The organism is Streptomyces sp. NPDC000410 (assembly GCF_040300305.1).
Taxonomy (GTDB): Bacteria; Actinomycetota; Actinomycetes; order Streptomycetales; family Streptomycetaceae; genus Streptomyces.
In genome coordinates this window covers 236,985-261,400 of the sequence record NZ_JBEPDM010000005.1, presented here as the reverse complement: position 1 = coordinate 261,400, position 24,416 = coordinate 236,985, and the positions used below count along the sequence as shown (strand labels likewise).

General features: G+C 70.1%; 19 protein-coding genes. 11 read left to right on the top strand and 8 right to left on the bottom strand.

Translation table 11 applies throughout. The features are described from left to right. Positions 1-45 precede the first annotated feature (45 nt). The 6 genes from ABT342_RS09645 (at position 46) to mshC (ending at position 5,725) form a co-directional block, all read left to right on the top strand. A complete protein-coding gene (locus ABT342_RS09645; protein ID WP_351569531.1) occupies positions 46-1,095 on the top strand; it encodes an LLM class F420-dependent oxidoreductase in 1,050 nt (349 codons plus the stop codon). Between the two features lie 203 nt (positions 1,096-1,298). Beyond that, positions 1,299-2,084 carry a ferritin-like domain-containing protein gene (locus ABT342_RS09640; RefSeq protein ID WP_351569528.1) on the top strand — a complete coding sequence of 262 codons (786 nt, stop codon included), beginning with the start codon at positions 1,299-1,301 and terminating at the stop codon, positions 2,082-2,084. Between the two features lie 182 nt (positions 2,085-2,266). Beyond that, the gene (locus ABT342_RS09635) at positions 2,267-2,962 is read left to right on the top strand and encodes a histidine phosphatase family protein (RefSeq protein ID WP_351569525.1); all 696 of its coding nucleotides are present in this window, start codon (positions 2,267-2,269) and stop codon (positions 2,960-2,962) included. A 60-nt stretch (positions 2,963-3,022) separates the two neighbouring features. Beyond that, positions 3,023-3,613: a DUF3090 domain-containing protein gene (locus ABT342_RS09630; protein WP_351569522.1), complete on the top strand. Its 591-nt coding sequence runs from the start codon at positions 3,023-3,025 to the stop codon at positions 3,611-3,613. Further along, on the top strand, positions 3,577-4,395 hold the full coding sequence (locus tag ABT342_RS09625; RefSeq protein ID WP_351569519.1) for an SCO1664 family protein: 819 nt from the start codon (positions 3,577-3,579) through the stop codon (positions 4,393-4,395). Before ABT342_RS09630 ends, ABT342_RS09625 begins: the two co-directional genes overlap by 37 nt. 100 nt (positions 4,396-4,495) lie before the next feature. Continuing rightward, a complete protein-coding gene (mshC, locus tag ABT342_RS09620; protein WP_351569516.1) occupies positions 4,496-5,725 on the top strand; it encodes a cysteine--1-D-myo-inosityl 2-amino-2-deoxy-alpha-D-glucopyranoside ligase in 1,230 nt (409 codons plus the stop codon). A 176-nt stretch (positions 5,726-5,901) separates the two neighbouring features. Here mshC and ABT342_RS09615 read toward each other — a convergent pair whose 3' ends face one another. The 6 genes from ABT342_RS09615 to ABT342_RS09590 all read right to left on the bottom strand — a co-directional run bounded on the left by ABT342_RS09615 (position 5,902) and on the right by ABT342_RS09590 (position 13,029). After that, positions 5,902-6,921 carry a PAC2 family protein gene (locus ABT342_RS09615; RefSeq protein WP_351569513.1) on the bottom strand — a complete coding sequence of 340 codons (1,020 nt, stop codon included), beginning with the start codon at positions 6,919-6,921 and terminating at the stop codon, positions 5,902-5,904. Positions 6,922-7,162: 241 nt separating this feature from the next. Beyond that, positions 7,163-7,834 carry a FadR/GntR family transcriptional regulator gene (locus ABT342_RS09610; protein ID WP_351569510.1) on the bottom strand — a complete coding sequence of 224 codons (672 nt, stop codon included), beginning with the start codon at positions 7,832-7,834 and terminating at the stop codon, positions 7,163-7,165. Positions 7,835-7,937: 103 nt separating this feature from the next. Beyond that, positions 7,938-9,548 carry a glycerol-3-phosphate dehydrogenase/oxidase gene (locus ABT342_RS09605; RefSeq protein ID WP_351569507.1) on the bottom strand — a complete coding sequence of 537 codons (1,611 nt, stop codon included), beginning with the start codon at positions 9,546-9,548 and terminating at the stop codon, positions 7,938-7,940. Positions 9,549-9,574: 26 nt separating this feature from the next. Beyond that, positions 9,575-11,104, bottom strand: coding sequence for a glycerol kinase GlpK (glpK, locus tag ABT342_RS09600; RefSeq protein WP_351569504.1), 1,530 nt, complete (start codon positions 11,102-11,104; stop codon positions 9,575-9,577). An 86-nt stretch (positions 11,105-11,190) separates the two neighbouring features. Then, entirely contained in the window at positions 11,191-11,979 is a 789-nt protein-coding gene (locus tag ABT342_RS09595; RefSeq protein ID WP_351569501.1) for an MIP/aquaporin family protein, read from the bottom strand. A 285-nt stretch (positions 11,980-12,264) separates the two neighbouring features. Continuing rightward, positions 12,265-13,029, bottom strand: a complete 765-nt coding sequence (locus tag ABT342_RS09590; RefSeq protein ID WP_351569498.1) for an IclR family transcriptional regulator — start codon at positions 13,027-13,029, stop codon at positions 12,265-12,267. Positions 13,030-13,282: 253 nt separating this feature from the next. On the opposite strand from ABT342_RS09590, the gene metH reads away from it, so the two are divergent. From metH to ABT342_RS09570, 4 genes are all read left to right on the top strand, one after another. After that, a complete protein-coding gene (gene metH / locus ABT342_RS09585; protein WP_351569496.1) occupies positions 13,283-16,822 on the top strand; it encodes a methionine synthase in 3,540 nt (1,179 codons plus the stop codon). A 185-nt stretch (positions 16,823-17,007) separates the two neighbouring features. Next, positions 17,008-17,709, top strand: coding sequence for an HAD family hydrolase (locus ABT342_RS09580; protein WP_351569494.1), 702 nt, complete (start codon positions 17,008-17,010; stop codon positions 17,707-17,709). Positions 17,710-18,058: 349 nt separating this feature from the next. After that, the gene (locus ABT342_RS09575) at positions 18,059-19,660 is read left to right on the top strand and encodes an ABC transporter substrate-binding protein (RefSeq protein WP_351569492.1); all 1,602 of its coding nucleotides are present in this window, start codon (positions 18,059-18,061) and stop codon (positions 19,658-19,660) included. A 138-nt stretch (positions 19,661-19,798) separates the two neighbouring features. Continuing rightward, positions 19,799-21,388, top strand: coding sequence for an ABC transporter substrate-binding protein (locus ABT342_RS09570; protein ID WP_351569489.1), 1,590 nt, complete (start codon positions 19,799-19,801; stop codon positions 21,386-21,388). A gap of 64 nt (positions 21,389-21,452) precedes the next feature. Here ABT342_RS09570 and ABT342_RS09565 read toward each other — a convergent pair whose 3' ends face one another. After that, the gene (locus tag ABT342_RS09565) at positions 21,453-22,124 is read right to left on the bottom strand and encodes a response regulator (RefSeq protein WP_351569486.1); all 672 of its coding nucleotides are present in this window, start codon (positions 22,122-22,124) and stop codon (positions 21,453-21,455) included. Positions 22,125-22,211: 87 nt separating this feature from the next. Further along, the gene (locus ABT342_RS09560; protein ID WP_502965498.1) at positions 22,212-23,096 is read right to left on the bottom strand and encodes a RecB family exonuclease; all 885 of its coding nucleotides are present in this window, start codon (positions 23,094-23,096) and stop codon (positions 22,212-22,214) included. Between the two features lie 62 nt (positions 23,097-23,158). Here ABT342_RS09560 and ABT342_RS09555 point away from each other — a divergent pair, with 62 nt between their 5' ends. Continuing rightward, positions 23,159-24,403 (top strand): site-2 protease family protein, encoded by a 1,245-nt coding sequence (locus ABT342_RS09555; protein WP_351569480.1) that lies wholly within the window; start codon positions 23,159-23,161, stop codon positions 24,401-24,403. The last annotated feature ends 13 nt before the right edge of the window (positions 24,404-24,416 follow it).

The window sequence follows — 24,416 nt, the reverse complement described above, 5'->3', positions numbered from 1 at the left end:
AGAGTCCCGGGCACAGAAACGTTACTCGTCGGTAAGGGGAGCGGTATGCGGCTCGGCATCAATCTCGGCTACTGGGGCGCGGGCATGGACAGCGACAATCTCGCTGTCGCGCAGGAGGCGGATCGCATCGGCTACGACGTCTGCTGGGCGGCCGAGGCCTACGGCTCCGACGCCCCGACCGTGCTCGCCTGGGTCGCCGCGCAGACCGAGAGCATCGACGTCGGCTCGGCGATCCTCCAGATCCCCGCCCGCCAGCCCGCGATGACCGCGATGACCGCCGCCACCCTCGACTCGCTCTCCGGTGGCCGCTTCCGCCTCGGCCTCGGCGTCTCGGGTCCGCAGGTCTCCGAGGGCTGGTACGGCGTCAAGTTCGACAAGCCGCTCTCCCGTACCCGCGAGTACGTCGAGATCGTCCGCAAGGCGATGTCCCGCGAGCGCCTGTCGTACGAGGGCGAGCACTGGACCCTTCCGCTCCCGGGCGGCCCCGGCAAGCCCATCAAGCTCACCGTCCACCCCCAGCGCGAGCACATCCCGCTCTACATCGCGGCCATCGGCCCCAAGAACCTGGAGCAGACCGGCGAGATCGCCGACGGCGCCCTGCTGATCTTCCCGTCCGCCGCCCATCTGGAGGACACCGCGATCCGCCACCTCCGCGCGGGCCGCGAGAAGGCAGGCAGGACCATGGACGGCTTCGACGTCTGCCCGACGCTCCCGCTCGCCGTCGGCGACGACGTCAACGGCCTCGCCGACATGTTCCGCCCGTACACCGCGCTGTACGTCGGCGGGATGGGCAGCCGCAAGCAGAACTTCTACAACCAGCTGGCCCAGCGGATGGGGTACGAGAAGGAAGCCGCGGAGATCCAGGACAAGTACCTCTCCGGGGACAAGGACGGCGCCGCGGCCGCCGTACCGCACGAGCTGATCGACTCCACCACGCTGCTCGGCTCCGTCGACCGGATCGCCGAACGGATGCAGGCCTACGCCGCCGCCGGCGTCACCACGCTGACCCTGGCCCCGGCCGGCTTCACGCTGGACGAGCGTCTCACCGTCCTGCGGGCCGGTGCGGAGGCCCTGGAGCGCGCCGGGCTCGCCTGAGAAGTCTCTGCGGCCGTGGTGGGGGCTCGGGGTCATCCCCGCCACGGCCGTCACGACTGATAACGCGCAACCCGCCCCACGGTCACTCCCTCCGCGCGCGCCCGCGCTCCTTCTTTTGGCGGAGTTGTCCGACGCACCTGTTGCCGGGCCGCCTCGTCCGCATTTGACTCGTTCTCTGCGGACACCTGACGGAGGTGGCAGTGATGCTCTCGGCCCGAAGCCTTTTCCAGGAAATCCTCGACGGCGACGACTCCTACCGGCTCTTCTGCTCGATCGCGGCCAGCGGTGAGACCCAGGGCGGCTGGGAGAACGGCCGGATCGCCGCACTCGTACCCGACAGCATGCGCGACCTCGCCCCCAAGATCACTCGGCACGGCGCCGACGAGGACAAGCACGGCCGGATCTTCAACGCCCTCCTGAAGAAGCGCGGCCTCGACCCGGTCGAGGTCCCGCCGGAGACCGACTACACGATGCTGCTGGAGAAGGCGGGCATCGGCCTCGCCCACGACAAGCTGCGCCGCGACGAGCCCCTCACCGAGCACGACATCGTCGTCTACCTCTCGCACAGCAGGGTCACCGAGCAGCGGGCCTCCGACCAGATGGAGCTGCTGGTGAGGCACTTCGGTGACCACCCCGAGCTGGGCAAGGCCGTCAAGCAGATCTGCAACGACGAGGACAACCACCTGGCGTACTGCCACGAGGAGTTGCTCCGCCTCGCCTACGCGGGCCACGGCCGCACCATCCAGCGCACCCTGCGCGAGTGCGCCCTCGCCGAGATCGCCGTCTACCGGGACGTCAGCATCGCCGTCATGTCGCACATGGGCGAGCTGCTGAAATGGCCCGGGCCCAAGTCCGCGGCGCTCACGGCCGGCATTCACGCCATGTACGCGTACGAGCGCGCCGCCGGCTGGCGCCGCATGGTCAGCCTGACGATGCCCGAGCGGCGCGACGCCCTGGGCGGCCCCGCCACCGCTGCGCCCGTCTTCTAGTACGGCCCGAAGAGACAACCACGACGGCCAAAGGAGACAAGGAGACAAGCGGATACGGAGAGCGGTACGGGCCACGGAGAGGCCGTCCGGTCCGTCCGCGTGCCCACGTTCGCGGCGCGCGTTTTCCGCCTGCTCGGACTCCGGCCGCACCTTCGCGCCGCCCGCCGCCTACGCTGGCCCGCATGGCCACGTTGATCCTCGTACGCCACGGACGGTCCACCGCCAACACCGCGGGGGTGCTCGCGGGCTGGACGCCCGGTGTCGCCCTCGACGAGCGCGGCGCCGCGCAGGCCGCCGCGCTGCCCGGGCGGCTCGCCGGAGTGGAACTCGCCGCCGCCGTCTCCAGCCCGCTCCAGCGCTGCCTGGAGACCCTCCAGCCGCTCCTCGACGTCAGGCCCGGACTGCCCCTGCACACCGACGAGCGGATCGGTGAGTGCCACTACGGGGACTGGTCGGGCCGCAAGCTCGCCGAGCTCGCCGAGGAGCCGCTGATGGAGGTCGTCCAGCGGCATCCGTCGGCCGCGGCGTTCCCCGGCGGGGAGTCGATGCGCGCCATGCAGTCGCGTGCCGTCGAGGCCGTACGCGACTGGAACGCGCGCATCGAGGCGGAGCACGGCGAGGAGGCCGTGTACCTGATGTGCTCGCACGGCGACATCATCAAGGCGCTGGTGGCGGACGCGCTCGGCATGCATCTCGATCTCTTCCAGCGGATCCACGCCGAGCCGTGCTCCGTGACCGCGATCCGGTACACCCGGGTACGGCCCTTCCTGCTGAGGATGGGGGACACGGGAGACTTCGGTGTGCTGAAGCCGAACAAGCCCCAGGAGGAGGGCCCCGACGGGACCGCGGTGGTCGGAGGCGGTGCGGGCGCACCGTGATCGGATCGCGCAGTAGGGTGGACGGGCCGAAAGCCCGCTGATTCTCAAGGGAGACACGACGTGTCCCGTCAGGTGTTCCTCTACGACCCACCGGAGCGGTTCGTGGCCGGTACGGTCGGGCTGCCTGGACGTCGTACGTTCTTCCTGCAGGCCTCCGCCGGGGGGCGTGTCACCAGCGTCGCCCTGGAGAAGGCCCAGGTCGCCGCGCTCGCCGAGCGGATCGACGAACTGCTCGACGAGGTCGTGCGCCGCACCGGGGGCAATGCCCCGGTGCCGGCCGTCGCGCCCGCGGACATCGCCGACACCGCGCCGCTCGACGCGCCGGTGGAGGAGGAATTCCGGGTCGGCACGATGGCGCTGGCCTGGGACGGCGAGGAACAGCGCATGATCGTCGAGGCGCAGGCGCTCGTCGAGCTGGACGTGGACTCCGAGGAGGACCTCGCGGAGGCCGAGGAGCGGCTGCTGCAGGACGAGGAGAACGGCCCGCCGATGCTGCGCGTCCGGCTGAGCGGGGCGCAGGCCAGGGCCTTCGCCAAGCGCGCCCTGGACGTGGTGAACGCGGGGCGGCCGCCGTGCCCGCTGTGCAGTCTGCCGCTCGACCCGGAGGGACATGTATGCCCGCGCCAGAACGGATACCGCCGCGGAGCGTGACGGCACTCGACGTACTCACCAAAGGTGAGCTGACGGTACGCGGCCGCATCCGCGAGGCGTCGAACGCGGTGCTGTACTGCTCCGTCTCGTACGAGGGCGAGGAGGCCCACTGCGTCTACAAGCCGATCGCCGGCGAGCGGCCCCTGTGGGACTTCCCCGACGGGACGCTGGCGCAGCGGGAGGTCGCGGCGTACGAGATCTCCGAGGCGATGGGGTGGGGCCTGGTGCCGCCCACCGTGCTGCGGGACGGGCCCTACGGCGAGGGCATGTGCCAGCTGTGGATCGAGGCCGACCAGTCGGCCGAGCTCCTCGCCCTGGTGGACGACGAGGAGCCGGGCGAGGGCTGGAAGGCCGTCGGCTTCGCGGAGGTGGGGGAGGGGCGGACGGCCCTGCTCGTGCACGCCGACGATCCGCGGCTGCGCAGGCTCGCGATCCTCGACGCGGTGATCAACAACGGCGACCGCAAGGGCGGGCACCTGCTGCCGGCGCCGGACGGGCGGCTGTACGCGATCGACCACGGCGTCACCTTCAACGTGGCCGACAAACTGCGGACCCTGCTGTGGGGGTGGGCGGGCGAGCCCCTGCCCACGGACGCGGTCGAGACCCTGACCGCGCTCGAAGAGGCCCTCGCGGAAGGCACTGCTCTCGCGACCCGTCTCACCGAGCTCCTCACCCCGGCGGAGGTCACGGCGATTCGTACGCGTGTCCACGGCCTCCGGGAGACCGCCCGCCACCCGGAACCCTCGGGCCAGTGGCCCGCGATCCCCTGGCCCCCTGTATAGCCCCCCGCGTGGCCCCGCCGGCCGACGTGAAAGCGGCGCAACCGGACAGGTGGAGGCATCCGGTTCGTATCCGGAACGCCCATCCGGTTACGCTCATGGCATGCATGCCTGGCCCGCTTCTGAGGTCCCCGCCCTGCCCGGCACGGGCCGCGACCTCCAGATCCACGACACCGCGACCGGGGGTCTCGTCACCCTTGACCCCGGTCCCGTCGCCCGTATCTACGTCTGCGGAATCACCCCGTACGACGCGACCCATCTGGGTCACGCGGCGACCTACAACGCGTTCGACCTCGTGCAGCGCGTGTGGCTCGACACCAAGCGGCAGGTTCATTACGTCCAGAACGTGACCGACGTGGACGACCCCCTCCTGGAGCGCGCCATCCGCGACGGGCAGGACTGGACCGAGCTGGCGCAGCGTGAAACCGCCCTGTTCCGCGAGGACATGACCGCCCTGCGGATGCTGCCCCCGCAGCACTACATCGGCGCCGTCGAGGCCATACCCGGAATCGTCCCGCTCGTCGAGCGCCTGGTCGAGGCCGGGGCGGCGTACACGCTCGACGGGGACGTGTACTTCTCCGTGGAGTCCGACCCGCACTTCGGGGATGTGTCGAACTACGACGCCGCCGTCATGCGCGCCCTGTCCGCGGAGCGCGGCGGCGACCCCGAGCGCCCCGGCAAGAAGAACCCGCTCGACCCCATGCTGTGGCTCTCCGCCCGCGACGGCGAGCCGAGCTGGGACGGTGGCACCCTGGGCCCCGGCCGCCCCGGCTGGCACATCGAGTGCGTGGCCATCGCCCTCGACCACCTGGGGATGGGCTTCGACGTCCAGGGCGGCGGCTCCGATCTGGCCTTCCCGCACCACGAGATGGGCGCGTCCCACGCCCAGGTGCTCACCGGCGAGCACCCGTTCGCCAAGGCGTACGTGCACGCCGGCATGGTCGCGCTGCACGGCGAGAAGATGTCCAAGTCCAAGGGCAACCTGGTCTTCGTCTCCACGCTGCGCCGCGACGGCGTCGACCCCGCCGCCATCCGGCTGGCCCTGCTGTCCCACCACTACCGCGCCGACTGGGAGTGGACCGACGGCGTCCTGCAGGACGCCGTCGCACGCCTCGGCCGCTGGCGCGCCGCCGTGTCGCGCCCCGACGGTCCGTCGGCCGAGGAGCTCGTCGAGGAGATCCGCGACGCCCTCGCGCACGACCTGGACGCCCCCGCCGCGCTCGTCGCGGTCGACCGCTGGGTCGCCCGCCAGGACGCCGAGGGCGGTACGGACGAGGGCGCGCCCGGAGTCGTATCGCGTGCTGTGGACGCCCTGTTGGGCGTGGCTCTGTAGTCCCCGTTCACGCCTCGGCCGCCGCCCCCGGACTTCCCGCGAAGTCCGGGGGCGGCGGCCGTCTGCCGTCGGCGCGCGCCAATCCCGTTTCAACCCGTCGCCGTTGGGACGGCGGCGCCGGGGTGTACGAAGGCGGGGTGGCGCCGGACCGGCACCACCCCGCCTTCGTACACCGCTCAGTCCTCGGACGAATCCGCTTCGTCCTCCGGTCCAGGACCGGGACCTGGGCCGGGACCGGCCTCGGGCTTGGGCGGCTTCGGCGGTCTCGTGCGACCGCTGGACGTATCGCGCAGATACGAGCTGTCGCCGCTGTCCGTCGCGTGACCGCCCGGGCCGGGGCCGCCGGGCCCAGGACCGCCGTCCCGCCGCCGCAGATACCGCTCGAACTCGCGCGCGATGGCCTCGCCGGACGCCTCGGGCAGCTCGGCGGTGTCCCGCGCTTCCTCCAGCGTTTGGACGTACTCGGCCACTTCGCTGTCCTCGGAGGCCAGTTGGTCCACCCCGAGCTGCCAGGCCCGTGCGTCCTCGGGCAGTTCACCGAGCGGGATGCGGAGGTCGATCAGGTCCTCCAGCCGGTTCAGCAGGGCCAGGGTCGCCTTCGGGTTGGGCGGCTGCGAGACGTAGTGCGGCACGGCCGCCCACAGGGACACGGCCGGCACTCCGGCGTGCGTGCACGCCTCTTGGAGGATGCCGACGATGCCGGTCGGGCCTTCGTAGCGGGTCTCCTCCAGATCCATCGTCCTGGCCAGGTCCGGGTCCGAGGTCACGCCGCTGACCGGCACGGGCCGGGTGTGCGGGGTGTCGCCGAGCAGCGCGCCCAGGATCACCACCATCTCGACGCCCAGTTCATGGGCGAAGCCGAGCAGCTCGTTGCAGAACGAGCGCCAGCGCATGGACGGCTCGATCCCGCGGACCAGTACCAGGTCGCGTGGCTTCTCGCCGCCGACCCGGACCACGGAGAGCCGTGTGGTGGGCCAGGTGATCTTCCGTACCCCGCCGTCGAGCCATACCGTGGGCCGGTTGACCTGGAAGTCGTAGTAGTCCTCGGCGTCGAGCGCCGCGAACACCTCGCCCTTCCACTCCCGGTCCAGATGCGCGACCGCGGTGGAGGCTGCGTCGCCGGCGTCGTTCCAGCCTTCGAACGCGGCCACCATGACCGGGTCGATCAGCTCGGGAACCCCCTCGAGCTCGATCACCCAGTGCCTCCTTCCGACGTTCCCTTACGTACGGACCAACCTTACGGCTTTCGGGGTGTCAGCCCGCAGCCCCTGTGCACGGCAGGGTGAACTTCACCGAGGCAGGGACACAGGGCAGAGGACCATGAGATCCAGCCCTCTATTCATCCGAGCTGTCCCCCATGATGTGAGCGCAGGGTCCGGACTGTGCGTCCAGGGCGACGCTATACATCGGATGACTGGGTGGGATCCGCTGCTCCCCCTAGAGCGCCGACCGCAGCCAGTGCTCCACGCTCGCGATGTGCACCGTCGCCCACGACCGCGCCGCCTCCCCGTCACGGTCGCGCAGCGCCGCCAGAATGGCGCGGTGTTCGTGCAGTGTGCGGCTGACCGCGTTCTCCTGGGTCAGGCCGCGCAGGACGCGGGCCCGCGTGGTCGGGCCGGAGAGGCCGTCGAGGAGCGAGCAGAGCACGGAGTTGCCGGAGGACCGGGCGATGCCCCGGTGGAACTCCAGGTCCGCGGCGACCAGTTGCTCGACGGACGGGTCCGGGCCCAGCGCGTCCAGCTGGGAGGTGAGGAGGTCCAGCTCGGCCTCGCTGATCCGGGCGGCGGCCATCGCGGTAGCGGCCGGCTCCAGAATGCGGCGTACGGCCAGGAACTCCAGGACCGTGTCGTCCCGGTGGAAGTCCACGACGAAGCTCAGCGCCTCCAGCAGCAGCTGGGGATCCAGGCTCGTGACGTACGTACCGTCGCCCTGCCGTACATCGAGGATGCGGATCAGCGACAGCGCACGCACCGCCTCGCGCAGCGAGTTCCGCGACAGGCCCAGCTCGGCGGCGAGTTCGCTCTCCTTCGGAAGCCGGTCGCCCGGTCGCAGCGCACCCGAGACGATCATCCCCTTGATCTTCTCGATGGCCTCGTCGGTGACAGCCATGACGTTCCCCCTCGCCGTTGTCCACCGAATCATCGGAGGTCTGAGCGTACAACGAGGGCGGCTCCCGAAGGAGCCGCCCTCATCGGCGCTCGGGCCTCGGTCCTCAGGCCTTCTCGCCCAGCAGATCCTCGACCCTGGCCCGGATGCCGTCCGTCGCCAGGCCCCGGATCGTCAGCGTCGTACGGCGGCGCAGCACGTCGTCCGCCGTCTCGGCCCACTCGTGGTCGCGCGCGTACACGACCTGCGCCCAGATCTCCGGCGCGTCCGGGTGGATCCGTTCGCCCAGCTCGGGATTGTCGTTCGCGAGACGCGCGATGTCGAACGACAGCGAGCCGTAGTGCGTCGCCAGGTGCCGGGCCGTGTCCGCGGCCATGCGCGGGCCGGGCGCCGGGCCGTCCACCAGCAGGCGGTGGGCGACGGCGCGCGGGTTGGCGATGCCCGGCAGCGGGAGCTTCTTCGGCAGGTGCGCGATCGGCTCCATGTCGTCGGCGAGCGGCCGGCCCGGCAGCTGGGCCAGCTTGTTCATCACCGTACGGCCGATGTGGCGGAAGGTCGTCCACTTGCCGCCGGCCACCGACAGCATGCCGCCGCGGCCTTCGGTGACGACCGTCTCCCGCTTGGCCTTCGAGGTGTCGCCGGGACCGCCCGGCAGCACCCGCAGACCCGCGAAGGAGTACGTGATCAGATCGCGCGACAGCTGCTGGTCGCGGATGGAGAAGGCGGCCTCGTCCAGGATCTGGGTGATGTCCTTCTCGTTGACCGCGACGTCCGCCGGGTCGCCCTCGTACTCCTCGTCGGTCGTACCGAGCAGCAGCATGTCCTCCCAGGGGAGGGCGAAGGTGATGCGGTACTTGTCGATCGGGGTGGCCAGCGCGGCCTTCCACGGGGCGGTGCGCTTGAGCACCAGGTGCGCGCCCTTGGAGAGACGGATGGAGGGCGCCGCGTTCGGGTCCTCCATCCTGCGCAGGTGGTCGACCCACGGGCCGGTGGCGTTGAGGACGAGCCGTGCGTCGGCCCCGAACTCGGTACCGTCGGTACGGTCCTTGAGGTCCGCGCCCGTGACCCGGCCGTTCGTGAAGCGCAGCCCGGTGACCTCGGCGTGGTTGAGCACGACCGCGCCCGCCTCGACGGCCGCGCGGACCGTCATCAGCGCCATCCGGGAGTCGTTCATCTGGTCGTCGCCGTACACGGCCACGGCCTTGAGGTTGTCCGTACGCAGCTCGGGCACGTCACGCGCGGCCTTGGACGGGGATATCACGTGCCCGACGCCGTCACCGAAGGCGGAGAGCGCCGAGTAGGCGAAGACGCCCGCGCCGAGCTTGGCCGCGCCGTGCGGCCCGCCCTTGTACACCGGCAGATAGAAGGTGAGCGGGTTGGACAGGTGCGGGGCCACCTGGCGGGAGACCGCACGCCGCTCGAAGTGGTTCTCCGCGACCAGCTTCACCGCGCCGGTCTGCAGGTAGCGCAGACCGCCGTGGAGCAGCTTGGACGAGGCGGAGGAGGTGGCGCCGGCGAAGTCACCGGCGTCCACCAGGGCCACCCGCAGCCCGGCCTGCGCGGCATGCCAGGCGGTGGAGATGCCCAGGATGCCGCCGCCGATCACCAGGAGGTCGTACGTCGCCTTGGAAAGCTGCTCCCGGGTCTCGGCGCGGCTCGGCAGGGAACCGGATGCCGGGTGCGTCCCCAGGGTGGGAACGCTCTGCAGGGTGGTCATGGTCGATAGCTCCTCGTCAGCTCTCGTCAGCTCTCGTCGTGCTCGATCCAGCCCATGGTCCGTTCGACGGCCTTGAGCCAGAGCTTGTACTCGCTGTCACGCTTCTCAGCGTCCATACGGGGGGTCCACTCGGCGGCCCGGCGCCAGTTGGCGCGCAGGGCGTCGGTGTCGGGCCAGAAGCCGACGGCCAGGCCGGCGGCGTAGGCGGCGCCGAGGCAGGTCGTCTCGGCGACCATCGGACGCACCACGGGGGCGTCGAGGAAGTCCGAGAGGATCTGCATCAGCAGGTTGTTGGAGGTCATGCCGCCGTCGACCTTCAGCGCGGTCAGCTCGACGCCGGAGTCCTTGGTCATGGCGTCGGTGATCTCGCGGGTCTGCCAGGCGGTGGCCTCGAGGACGGCGCGGGCGATGTGCGCCTTGGTGACGTACCGGGTCAGACCGGCGATCACACCGCGGGCGTCGGAGCGCCAGTACGGGGCGAACAGGCCGGAGAAGGCCGGGACGAAGTAGGCGCCGCCGTTGTCCTCGACGGACGCGGCGAGCGTCTCGATCTCGGGGGCGGAGTTGATCAGGCCCATCTGGTCGCGCATCCACTGGACGAGCGCGCCCGTGACGGCGATGGAGCCCTCCAGCGAGTACACCGGAGGCTGGTCGCCGATCTTGTAGCCGACGGTGGTGATCAGACCCGAGTAGGAGTTGATGATCTTGTCGCCGGTGTTCATCAGCAGGAAGGTGCCGGTGCCGTACGTGGACTTCGCCTCGCCCTCGGCGAAGCACGTCTGGCCGAAGAGGGCCGCCTGCTGGTCCCCGAGCGCGGAGGCGACCGGGATGCCGTCCAGGACGCCGCCCTTGACGTGCCCGTACACCTCGGCGGACGAGCGGATCTCGGGCAGCACCTCCATGGGGACCTCCATGGACTGGGCGATCTTCTCGTCCCACTCCATGGTGTGCAGGTTCATCAGCATGGTGCGCGAGGCGTTGGTGACGTCGGTGACGTGGTGGCCGCCGTCGACACCGCCGGTCAGGTTCCAGATGACCCAGGAGTCCATCGTGCCGAAGAGGATCTCGCCGCGCTCGGCGCGCTCGCGCAGCCCCTCGACGTTGTCGAGCAGCCAGCGGACCTTGGGGCCGGAGAAGTAGCTCGCGAGCGGCAGACCGGTCTCGCGGCGGAAGCGGTCCTGGCCCACGTTGCGGCCGAGCTCCTTGCAGAGCGCGTCGGTGCGGGTGTCCTGCCAGACGAGGGCGTTGTGGACGGGCTCACCGGTGTTCTTGTCCCACAGCAGCGTGGTCTCGCGCTGGTTGGTGATGCCGACGGCCTTGACATCGGCGGGGTTGATGCCGCCCTTCTCGATGGCGCCGGCGACGACCTCCTGGACGTTGGTCCAGATCTCGGCCGCGTTGTGCTCGACCCAGCCGGGCTTCGGGAAGATCTGCTCGTGCTCCTTCTGGTCGACGGAGACGATGCGGCCGTCCTTGTCGAAGACGATGCAGCGGCTGGAGGTGGTGCCCTGGTCGATGGCCGCGATGAAGGGCCCGTCGGTGTGTGCGTCGGTCACGGTGTGCTCCTGGAAATCTGAGGGAAGGACGTACGGCGTACGGCTCACTGCGTACGGCTCACTGCGTACGGCTCACGGTGTACGGCTCAGGCGAACGCGATGTTGTAGATACCCGCGGCGAGGGCCGCGCCGATCAGCGGTCCTACGACGGGAACCCAGGCGTAGCCCCAGTCGGATCCGCCCTTGTTCGGCAGCGGGAGCAGGGCGTGCACGATGCGCGGACCGAGGTCACGGGCCGGGTTGATCGCGTAACCGGTCGGACCGCCGAGCGAGAGGCCGATACCGACGACGACGAAGGCGACGTACAGGCCGCCGAGGGCACCGAGGCCCTTGCCGCTCTCGTTCAGGCCGATGGTGAGGACCGCGAGGACGAGCACGAGGGTGCCGATGATCTCGGTGGCGAGGTTCTGCCAGACGCTGCGGATCTCCGGGCCGGTGGAGAAGACGCCGAGCACCGGGCCCGCCTTCGGCGCCGCCGCCTCGGTGACCAGGCCCTCCTCGGCCAGCGGTGAAGCGATGATCTCCGGGTCGGTGAGGTGGGCCTTGAACTGCCCGTAGTAGGCGACCCAGGCCAGGAAGGCGCCGATCATGGCGCCGATGAGCTCGCCCGCCATTTGGACGGGGACGTTGCTCCAGTCCCCACTCTTGATCGCGATACCCAGCGTGACGGCGGGGTTGAGGTGTGCGCCGGACAGGGGGCCCGCGATGTAGACCGCGGTCATGACTGCGAAGCCCCACCCGAAGGTGATGGCGACCCAGCCGGCTCCCTGAGCCTTGGAGCGCTTGAGCACGACGGCGGCGACAACGCCGGCGCCGAGCAGGATGAGTACGGCGGTACCAATGATCTCGCCGATGAAGATGTCGGAGCTGGACACCCGCGACTCCTTAGTCCTTCGTCCAGGGGAAGGCGAACCGACGGGTCCCTCCGCGGTTCGCGCCCTCGGGGGTGAGAGCGAAACCGGCCCTTGGCGTTGCCACACTCTAGCGCGTATTGCCGGTAGGTGTTCGACAATGCCGACCGATGAACGGCAGTTTTGTCCTCTGGTTAAGACGGCGTCAAGGGTTACGTGGCCGATAACCCGATCGTTATCGATGATGCGACGGAACGATCAGATTCGCCCGATCAGTGGTCAGAACGGGAGGATTCGCCCGATCGGCGGTCAGAACCGCCCGGCACCCAGGTCCCGGGACACCGCGCGGGCGCAGTCCCGCACCGCCGCCACCAGCTCGGAGCGCAGATCGTCCCCATGGCAGACCCGCTCGACGGCGCCCGTGATGGCGACCGCGCCCACCGGCATCCGGCGCCGGTCGTGGATGGGCGCGGCCACCGCGGCGACGCCCTCCCAGGTCTCCTCGACATCGGCGGCCCAGCCCCGCGCGCGGGTCAGGTCCAGCACCGACTCGAACTCCGCCAGGCCCGTGATCGTGCGCGGGGTGAACACCTGCCGGTCCACCTCCAGCGCCTCGCTGTGCGCCACCGGGTCGTACGCCGACAGCACCTTGCCCAGGGCCGTGGAGTGCAGCGGCTGCATCGCGCCGACCTCCAGGACCTGCCTGCTGTCGTCCGGCCGGAAGACGTGGTGGACGATGAGGACCCCCTGCTGGTGCAGCACACCCAGATGCACGCTCTCGCCGCTGGAACGGGCCAGGTCGTCCGTCCATACCAGCGCGCGGGCGCGCAGCTCGTGCACATCCAGATAGCTGTTGCCGAGCCGCAGCAGCTCCGCCCCCAGCTGGTAGCGGCCGGAGGCCGCGTCCTGCTCGACGAAGCCCTCCGCCTGGAGGGTGCGCAGAATGCCGTGCGCCGTCCCCTTGGCCAGGCCCAGCGACGACGCGATGTCCGAGAGGCCGAGCCGGCGTTCGCCACCCGCGAGCAGCCGCAGCATCGCCGCCGCCCGTTCAAGCGACTGGATGTTCTTCGCCATCGCCCGGCCCTTCTCCCCATCCGCTGTTCGACAATGCTGAACACTATCGGTCGATGCCGAATCAGTGTCTCACCGAGACAGTCTGTCAAGACCGCGTGGATCAGGACATCATCGCGTCGGTACCGAACCAGCATGCCGTCCACCCGCTGGGACGGGATCCCACGATCCGGTGTGCCCAGTTACCCTGGCCAGGTGCGCCTTCCGCAGGGAAGCCGCAAAGCCGACAGCCGTCGCATCCCAGGGAGCACTTTCCATGGCCTCGTTGCCGTCACCTTCCGCTGATTCTGCTGACAGCACCCGCATCACTGACAGCAGGACCCGAGCCGACGCCCTCCGTACGGCGCTGGCCACCCGTGTAGTGGTCGCCGACGGGGCGATGGGCACGATGCTCCAGGCGCAGGACCCCACCCTCGAAGACTTCCAGGATCTCGAGGGCTGTAACGAGATCCTCAACGTGACCCGTCCGGACATCGTCCGCTCGGTGCACTCGGCGTACTTCGAGGTCGGCGTCGACTGCGTCGAGACCAACACCTTCGGCGCGAACCTCGCCGCCCTGGGTGAGTACGACATTCCCGAGCGCGTGTACGAGCTGTCCGAGGCGGGCGCCCGTATCGCCCGCGAGGTCGCCGACGAGTTCACCGTCTCCACCGGACAGCAGCGCTGGGTGCTGGGCTCCATGGGCCCCGGTACCAAGCTGCCGACGCTGGGCCACGCCCCGTACACCAAGCTGCGCGACGCCTACCAGCAGAACGCCGAGGGCATGATCGCGGGCGGCGCCGACGCGCTCCTCGTCGAGACCACGCAGGACCTCCTCCAGACCAAGTCCGCGATCCTCGGTGCCCGCCGGGCACTGGACGCGACCGGCATCAACCTGCCGCTGATCTGCTCCGTCACCGTCGAGACGACCGGCACCATGCTGCTCGGTTCGGAGATCGGTGCCGCGCTGACGGCGCTGGAGCCGCTCGGCATCGACATGATCGGGCTGAACTGCGCGACCGGCCCGGCCGAGATGAGCGAGCACCTGCGCTACCTCGCCCGCCACTCCCGCATCCCGCTCGCCTGCATGCCCAACGCCGGTCTGCCCGTCCTGGGCAAGGACGGCGCGCACTACCCCCTGTCCGCGGCCGAGCTGGCGGACGCGCAGGAGACCTTCGTCCGCGAGTACGGGCTCTCCCTGGTCGGCGGCTGCTGCGGTACGACCCCGGAGCACCTGCGCCAGGTCGTCGAGCGCGTACGGGGCCTCACCCCCACCGAGCGCGAGCCGCGCCCCGAGCCGGGTGCCGCCTCGCTCTATCAGACGGTGCCGTTCCGGCAGGACACCTCGTACATGGCGATCGGTGAGCGGACGAACGCCAACGGGTCGAAGAAGTTCCGCGAGGCCATGCTGGAGGGCCGCTGGGACGACTGCGTGGAGATCGCCCGCGACCAGATCCGCGAAGGCGCCCACATGCTGGACCTGTGCGTCGACTACGTGGGCCGCGACGGCGTCGCCGACATGGAGGAGCTCGCGGGCCGGTTCGCCACGGCCTCCACGCTCCCCATCGTGCTCGACTCCACCGAGGTCGACGTCATCCAGGCCGGTCTGGAGAAGCTCGGCGGGCGCGCGGTCATCAACTCCGTCAACTACGAGGACGGTGACGGACCGGAGTCCCGGTTCGCGAAGGTCACCCGGCTGGCGCAGGAGCACGGCGCCGCGCTGATCGCGCTGACCATCGACGAGGAGGGCCAGGCCCGTACCGTCGAGAACAAGGTCGCCATCGCGGAGCGGCTCATCGCGGACCTCACCACCAACTGGGGCATCCACGAGTCCGACATCCTCATCGACACGCTGACCTTCACCATCTGCACCGGGCAGGAGGAGTCCCGCAAGGACGGCGTCAACACGATCGAGTCCATCCGCGAGCTCAAGCGCCGCCACCCCGACGTGCAGACCACCCTCGGCCTGTCCAACATCTCCTTCGGCCTGAACCCGGCCGCCCGGATCCTGCTGAACTCCGTCTTCCTCGACGAGTGCGTCAAGGCCGGCCTCGACTCGGCCATCGTGCACGCGTCGAAGATCCTGCCGATCGCCCGCTTCGACGAGGAGCAGGTCAGCACGGCCCTCGACCTGATCTACGACCGCCGCGCCGAGGGTTACGACCCGCTGCAGAAGCTCATGGCGCTCTTCGAGGGTGCCACCACCAAGTCGATGAAGGCGGGCAAGGCCGAGGAGCTGCTCGCCCTGCCGCTGGAGGAGCGTCTCCAGCGCCGCATCATCGACGGGGAGAAGAACGGCCTGGAGGCCGACCTCGACGAGGCCCTGGCGGACCGGCCCGCCCTCGACATCGTCAACGACACCCTGCTGGAGGGCATGAAGGTCGTCGGCGAGCTGTTCGGCTCCGGTCAGATGCAGCTGCCGTTCGTCCTCCAGTCCGCCGAGGTCATGAAGAACGCGGTCGCCTACCTGGAGCCGCACATGGAGAAGTCCGACGCGGAGGGCAAGGGCACGATCGTCCTGGCGACCGTCCGCGGCGACGTCCACGACATCGGCAAGAACCTCGTCGACATCATCCTCTCCAACAACGGCTACAACGTCGTCAACCTGGGCATCAAGCAGCCCGTCTCGGCGATCCTGGAGGCCGCCGAGGAGCACAAGGCCGACGTCATCGGCATGTCCGGCCTCCTCGTGAAGTCCACCGTGATCATGAAGGAGAACCTGGAGGAGCTGAACCAGCGCAAGCTGGCCGCCGACTTCCCGGTCATCCTCGGCGGCGCCGCGCTCACCCGCGCCTACGTCGAGCAGGACCTCCACGAGATCTACGAGGGCGAGGTCCGCTACGCCCGCGACGCGTTCGAGGGCCTGCGCCTGATGGACGCCCTGATCGCGGTCAAGCGAGGCGTCCCCGGCGCCGCCCTCCCCGAGCTCAAGCAGCGCCGCGTCCGCGCCACCACCAGCGCCGTCGTGGAGGAGCGCGAGGAGGAAGGCGCCGTACGCTCCGACGTCGCCACCGACAACCGCGTCCCCGAGCCGCCGTTCTGGGGCACCCGCGTGGTCAAGGGCATCCAGCTCAAGGAGTACGCCTCCTGGCTGGACGAGGGCGCCCTCTTCAAGGGCCAGTGGGGTCTCAAGCAGGCCCGTACCGGCGACGGTCCCACGTACGAGGAGCTGGTCGAGACCGAGGGCCGCCCGAGGCTGCGCGGCTGGCTGGACCAGCTGCACACGCAGAACATGCTGGAGGCGGCCGTCGTCTACGGCTACTTCCCCTGCGTCTCCAAGGGCGACGACCTGATCCTGCTCGGCGAGGACGGCTCCGAGCGCACGCGCTTCACCTTCCCGCGCCAGCGCCGCGGCCGCCGCCTGTGCCTGGCCGACTTCTTCCGCCCGGAGGAGTCCGGTGAGACCGACGTGGTCGGCCTCCAGGTCGTCACCGTCGGCTCGAAGATCGGTGAGGCCACGGCGAAGCTCTTCGCGTCGGACTCGTACCGCGACTACCTGGAGCTGCACGGACTGTCCGTCCAGCTCGCCGAGGCCCTCGCCGAGTACTGGCACGCCCGGGTGCGCGCCGAACTGGGCTTCGGCGGTGAGGACCCGACGGACGTCGAGGACATGTTCGCGCTGAAGTACCGGGGAGCCCGGTTCTCGCTCGGCTACGGAGCGTGCCCGGACCTGGAGGACCGCGCCAAGATCGCCGAGCTGCTCCGGCCGGAACGGATCGGCGTCCAGCTCTCCGAGGAGTTCCAGCTCCACCCCGAGCAGTCGACCGACGCGATCGTGATCCACCACCCCGAGGCGAAGTACTTCAACGCGCGGTAGCGCGCGCTGTGCCGGGGGTCCGGGGGGTGTCCCCCGGGAGACACGGCAACGCGCGGTAGCCCTCGGGGCTCGCCGTGAGCCGTAGCACGCACACCGACCGAACAAGACGTACACTTGTCGGTCCCATACAGGCCGGTCGCCCGATTTGGCGGCCGGCCTGCGCGTCCCTCATGGAGGTGTGCCGGATGACCAGCACGGTCCCCGCGTCCTTGACCCGCACGGCCGGGGGCTCCGCCCTGCAAGCCGTGTTCCTCGACATGGACGGCACACTGGTGGACACCGAGGGCTTCTGGTGGGACGCCGAGGTGGAGGTCTTCGCCGACCTCGGTCACACCCTGGACGAGGCCTGGCGCGATGTGGTGGTCGGCGGTCCGATGACCCGCAGCGCGGGCTATCTGATCAAGGCGACCGGCGCGGACATCAGCCTCGCCGAGCTCACCGTGCTGCTCAACGAGCGCTTCGAGCAGCGCATCACCCGAGGTGTGCCGCTCATGCCGGGCGCCGAGCGGCTGCTCGCCGAGCTGGCCGAGCACAACATCCCCACCGCCCTGGTCTCCGCCTCGCACCGGCGCATCATCGACCGCGTGCTGGCCTCGCTGGGGCGCGAGCGCTTCGCGCTCACCGTCGCCGGCGACGAGGTCGCCCGTACGAAGCCGCACCCCGACCCCTACCTCTTCGCTGCCCAGGGACTGGGCGCCGAGCCCGGCAGATGCGCCGTGATCGAGGACACCGCGACCGGCGTGGCGGCCGCCGAGGCGGCGGGCTGCCGGGTCGTCGCGGTCCCGTCCGTCGCACCGATCGCCCCCGCCGACGGCAGGGTGGTCGTCCGTTCGCTGGAGGAAGTCGACCTGCTCTTCCTCCGGACGTTGATCACGCGCATGAACTGACCGTGACGTTCGTCACGCGACGTGACATGTCGCGGGGTGGTCACGGGCAGGTCGTGTCCGTTCTATGGCGCTTCGGTGGTGTCTTTGTGTCCGGATTGGGGTGGTAGTGGGCAATTAATTCGTCTGCATAGGTATCGAAGCCCCCTCATTTCTGATCACTCTGTGATGATCTCCCGCCCCGGCACGGGTCAAGCCGCCCTGACGCAGCCCACTAATCTCGTCGCGAGACTTCGCCGCACCACCCATGTGCCACGGCCGCACGCGCCGCACCACCCATGTGCCACGGCCGCAACGCGCCGCCCCGACCGGGCGGCAGCGGCGGAGTGCCGGATGAGGGAGAACGTCGACGATGAAGCGCAAGACTCTGGTGCTGCCTGCAGTGGTCTGCCTGCTCGCCCCCGTGCTGGCCGCCTGCGGCAGCTCCGTGGGCGGGTCCGGCGGCGGCGATGCCATTGTCGTCGGGACGACGGACCAGTTCGTCGCGACCGGCGAGGCCCCGGCGCCCTTCGACCCCGCCCACGCGTACGACTCCGGCGCGTGGAACGTCCTGCGCCAGACGCTCCAGACGCTGATGCGCGTCCCGCGCGGCGGCGGTCAGCCGGTGCCCGAGGCCGCGTCCGGCTGCGTGTTCACGGACACCGAGAGCGAGAGCTACCGCTGCACGCTCCGCGACGGACTGAAGTTCGCGGGCGGCAAGCCCGTCACCGCCGATGACGTCAAGTTCTCCATCGAGCGCGTCCTCGACATCAAGTCCGAGAACGGCGCGTCCGGCCTGCTCTCCAACATCGACACCATCGAGGTCAAGGGCGACAAGGAACTCGTCTTCCACCTCAGCACCCCGGACGCGACGTTCCCGTACAAGCTCGCCACGCCCGTCGCCGGCATCGTCAGCCGTGACACGTACGACGGCAAGAAGCTCCGCGACGGCTTCCAGGTCGACGGCTCCGGCCCGTACACGATGCGGCCCGAGACCGACGGCGACAAGCTCGTCAAGGTCGTCTTCACCAAGAACCGCGAGTACAAGGGCGATCTCAAGCTCCGCAACGACAAGGTCGAGCTGCGTTCCTTCCCGGACGCCGAGACCATGGGCAAGGCCCTGGAGTCCGGCGAGATCGACATGATGGCCCGCGCCATGTCGCCGGAGCAGATCAAGGAACTGTCGGAGAACCCCAAGGACGACATCAAGCTCAGCGAGATGCCGGGCCTTGAGATCCGCTACCTGGGCTTCGACACCGAGGACCCGTCCGTGAAGGACAAGGCGGTCCGCCAGGCCATGGCCGCCGTCATCGACCGCGGCCAGATCGCCGGCACGGTGTACGGCGCCACGGCCGAGCCGCTCTACTCGCTGATCCCGTCGAGCATCGCCGGTCACACCAACTCGTTCTTCAACAAGTACGGCGAGCCGAGCCGCGCCAAGGCCGCCCGCATCCTCGGCGCCGCGGGGATCGACACCCCCGTCACGCTCAAGCTCCACTACACGACCGATCACTACGGCCCCGGCACGGCGAAGGAGTTCGCGGCGCTGCGCGACCAGCTCAACGCCACCAGGCTCTTCGACGTCACCATCGAGGGCGTCGAATGGTCGAAGTTCCGCCCCGCCCAGGCACGCGGAGACTACGCCGTCTACGGCCTCGGCTGGTTCCCCGACTTCCCGGACCCGGACAACTACATCGCTCCGTTCCTGGACAAGGACAACTTCCTCAACACCCCGTACGTGAGCGCCGTCGCACGCAACCAGCTCATCCCGGAGTCCCGCCGCTCGGCCGACCGCGGCGCCGCGGCCCCTGTCTTCAGCAAGCTCCAGGACATCGTCGCCACGGACGTACCGGTGCTGCCGCTGTGGCAGGGCAAGCAGTACGTCGCCGCCCGGGGCGAGATCACCGGTGTCGAGTGGACGCTGAACGCCTCCTCCGACCTCCAGCTGTGGGAGCTCGGGCGCGGCAGCGCCTGACCTCCGGCACCAGGCAGTACCGGCAGTACCCGCAGTACCTGGCATGAACCGGCACGGTCGGCAACCCCGACGGCACCGGCAGATGGCCGGCCGCGAACGGCGCGGCCGGCAGCGAGACCAAGCAAGAGGCAAGCTTCTGTGAAGGCACGAATCACGAGGGGGACCACCCCGATCGCCGTGGGTCTGTCCGCCGTCCTGTTGGCGGGCTGCGGCTCCGAGCAGGGCGACGGGGCGGGGAGCGACAGCGGCCGGGTGGTCGTCGGCATGTCCGACGAGGTCCTGGCGACGGACCCGGCGGACGGATACGACCCCGGCTCCTGGCTGCTGTTCAACAACGTCTTCCAGTCCCTGATGAGCTTCCCCAAGGGCAGCTCCACCCCGCAGCCGGAAGCCGCCGAGAAGTGCGGTTTCAAGGCCGGCGGCAGCACCGTCTACACCTGCACCCTGCGGGACGGCCTCAAGTTCAGCAACGGCAACGCCGTGACCTCCGAGGACGTCAAGTTCTCCTTCGAGCGCGCGCTGAAGATCGACAGCGACTCCGGCCCGGGGCCGATGCTCTCGACGATCGACCGCATCGAGACCCCGGACGACAGGACCGTCGTCTTCCGTCTCAAGGTGCCGGACGCCACCTTCCCCAGCAAGATCGCATCGGGCGCGGGCTCCATCGTCGACCACAAGGAGTACGACGGCGACGCGCTGCGCACCGACGGGAAGGCCGTCGGGTCGGGCCCGTACAAGCTCGACTCGTTCAGCGAGAAGGAAGCGGTCTTCTCGCCCAACCCCGAGTACAAGGGCACCGCCGGGGTCAGGAACGGCGGCGTCACCCTCACCTTCTTCCACGGTGACCAGAAGAAGCTCGCCTCCGCGCTGGAGCAGGGCGGCATCGACGTCGCCTACCGAGGACTCACCGCCCCGGACATCGAGGCACTGCAGGCCGCATCAGTCTCCGACAAGCAGGAGATCAAGGTCGTCGAGGGCAGCAGCGCCGAGGTCCAGCACCTGGTCTTCAACATGAAGGACCCCGTCGCGGGCAAACTCGCCGTGCGCAAGGCCATGGCCCATCTCATCGACCGTGACGCCCTGGTCAGGGACATCCACCGGGCCACGGCCAGCCCGCTGTTCTCGATCGTCCCCGCCGGTGTCGCGGGCCACAACACGGCCTTCTTCGACCGCTACGGCGGCCGTCCGCAGCCGGACAAGGCCCGCAAGGCGCTGCGCTCGGCCGGCATCACCGACAAGGTGAAGCTCACCCTCTGGTCCACGCCGAGCCGCTACGGCCCCGCCACCGACCCGGAGCTGCGGGCCATCGCCAAGCAGCTCAACGACAGCGGGCTGTTCGACGCGACCGTCGAGTCCGTCGAGTTCGAGCAGTACGAGAAGGACATCAAGGCCGGGAAGTACGGCGTCTACGTGAAGGGCTGGGTCCCCGACTACCCGGACCCGGACAACTTCACCGCACCGTTCTTCGGCCGGAACAACGTCCTGGGCAACAACTACGACAACCAGCAGATCACCGGCCGGATCATCCCCGAGACCTCCGCCATCGCGGACCGGGCCGCCACCGGGGACAAGTTCGAGCAGCTCCAGAACCTGGTCGCCGAGGAGATCCCGGTTCTCCCGCTCTGGCAGGGCAAGCAGTACGCCGTCGCGAACGGCCAGATCGCGGGCCTGGAATGGACGCTCGACGAGTCGACCGTCTTCCGCTTCTGGGAGATCAAGAAGGGCTGACACGTCACGCCCGCGTACGCCTGCGCCCCGGCCCTGGATGGGGACCGGGGCGCAGGCGTACGGACTACTGGGCGCCGGGACGCACCAGCCCGCTCTCGTACGCGTACACCGCGGCCTGTACCCGGTCGCGCAGGCCCAGCTTCGTCAGCACATGGCCCACATGCGTCTTGACGGTCGTCTCACTGACGAACAGATCCGCGGCGATCTCCGCGTTCGACAGGCCGCGGGCGACCAGCTTGAGGACTTCCACCTCACGGTCGGTCAGCGTCTGCAGCGCGTCCGGGACCGTCTCCTCGCCGGACGGCAGATGGTCCGCGTACTTGTCGAGCAGCCGGCGCGTGACGCTCGGCGCGAGCATGGCCTCGCCCGCGGCGACCACACGAATGGCCTGGACCAGCTCGTTCGCGGGCGCGTCCTTCAGCAGAAAGCCGCTGGCCCCCGCGCGCAGCGCCTCCACGACGTACTCGTCGAGGTCGAACGTGGTCAGCACCAGCACCTTCGCCGGACCGTCCCGCCCCGGGCCGGTGATCTGCCGGGTCGCCTCGACGCCGTCCATCCGCGGCATACGGATGTCCATCAGCACCACATCGGGCTGCAGCGCCCGCACCTGGTCCAGTGCCTGCAGGCCGTCCCCGGCCTCACCGACCACGGCGATGTCCTGCTCCGCCTCCAGGATCATCCGGAAGCCGGTGCGCAGCAGCGGTTGATCATCGACCAGTAGGACGCGGATCGCCACAGGTTCTCCTTCACTAGACCGGGACCCATTCTGCCCGCAGGCGGCGGGCGGCCGTCCCGCAGGACCCGCGGCCGCCCGCGGCGGGCGTCAGACGGCGGGCCCCGCCGGCGGCGGCACCACGGGCAGGGGGTACACCGGAGGAGTCCCCCCGAACTCCGGGCACACCGCCTGGTGATCGCACCACCCGCACAGCTTCGTCGGCCGCGCCCGCCACTCACCCGTCCGCGTGGCCAGCATGATCGCCTCCCACAGCGCGAGCAGCTTCCGCTCCACCCGCTCCAGATCCGCCGCGACCGGGTCGTACGTCAGCACCTCGCCGCTGCCCAGGTACACCAGCTGCAGCCGGCGCGGCACCACGCCCTTCAGCCGCCAGATCACCAGGGCGTAGAACTTCATCTGGAACAGCGCCCCCTCGCTGTACTCCGGGCGAGGGGCCTTGCCCGTCTTGTAGTCGACGATCCGCACCTCACCCGTCGGCGCGACATCGACCCGGTCGATCACCCCCCGCAGCCGCAGCCCCGACTCCAGCTCCGTCTCCACGAACAGCTCACGCTCCGCCGGCTCCAGCCGCGTCGGATCCTCCAGCGAGAACCACCGCTCGACCAGCTTCTCCGCCTCCGACAGCCAGCGCGCGAGCCGCTCACCGTCCGCGTCCTCGGCGAACAGCTCGCCCAGCTCCGGCTTCGACTCCAGCAGCCGGTCCCACTGCCCGGGAACCAGCGCCTTCGCCCGCGGCGGCGTGCGCTCCACCGCCGGGGCGTCGAAGAGCCGCTCCAGCACGGCATGCACGAGCGTGCCCCGGGTCGCCGCCTCGCTCGGCTTCTCCGGCAGCTTGTCGATCACCCGGAACCGGTACAGCAGCGGGCACTGCATGAAGTCGCTCGCGCGCGAAGGCGAGAGCGACATGGGCGGCTGACTCGTACTCATGACGAAGACCCTACGGCCCGCCACTGACAACGAGCGGCATACCATCGACGTCAGACCCTCTCGCACTGCATGATCGAGCGAGCCACGCCTCGCAACGAAGGGAACCCGTGAACAAGGACGAGGAGAGCGGCGAGCGCACGACGCCGCGGTCCGGCACGGAGGGAACCGACCCCGGCGACGGAGGGCAGCAGCGCACGGAGCCCGGCGGCGGCATCCTCATGGGCCGCATCTTCGGCGTGCCCGTCTACGTCGCCCCCAGCTGGTTCCTGGTCGCCGCCCTCATCACCTGGGTCTTCGGCGGACAACTCGAAAGAGTCCTGCCCGAGCTCGGTGCCTTCCGCTACCTCGTCTCGCTGTTCTTCGCAGTCGCCTTCTACGCCTCCGTGCTCGTCCACGAACTGGCCCACACCGTCGTCGCGCTCCGCTACAAGCTGCCCGTGCGCCGCATCCAGCTCCAGTTCTTCGGCGGCGTCTCGGAGATCGAGAAGGAGTCCGAGACACCGGGCCGCGAATTCGTCCTCGCCTTCGTCGGACCGCTCCTCTCGCTCGTCCTCGCCGGGGTCTTCTACGCCACCATGTACGCCGTCGAGCCCGGCACCGTGCCCGGCGTGCTGCTGGCCGGGCTGATGATCTCCAACCTGATCGTCGCCGCGTTCAATCTGCTGCCCGGCCTGCCGCTGGACGGCGGCCGGATGCTCCGCGCGATCGTCTGGAAGATCACCGGCAAGCCGATGAGCGGGACCGTCGCCGCCGCCTGGGTCGGCCGGGGGCTGGCCATCGCCGTCCTGATCGGCCTGCCGCTGCTCACCCACACCGGCGTCCTCGGCAACGCTCCCCAGGACATCGGCGGCATGGACACCGTCACCGACGCGCTGCTCGCCGCCATCCTGGCCGCCATCATCTGGACCGGAGCGGGCAACAGCCTGCGCATGGCCCGCCTCCGCGAGCACCTGCCCGAGCTGCGCGCCCGCACCCTCACCCGGCGCGCGGTCCCCGTCGAGTCCGCCACCCCGCTCTCCGAGGCCCTCCGCCGCGCGAACGAGGCGGGTGCCCGCGCCCTCGTCGTGGTCGACGGCCACGGCGACCCGACCGCCCTGGTCCGCGAGACCGCGATCGTCGGCGTCCCCGAGCACCGCCGCCCCTGGGTCGCGGTCGGCGGCCTCGCCCAGGACCTCACCGACGGCATGCGGATCCCCGCCGAACTGGCGGGGGAGGCCCTCCTCGACCGGCTCCGCGAGACCCCCGCCACCGAGTACCTGGTGGTCGAGGACACCGGAGAGATCTACGGCGTCCTGTCCACGGCGGACGTGGAGCGGGCATTCGTCCAGGCCATGGCAAGACCTTCGTCATAACCCCGGTAGTCTG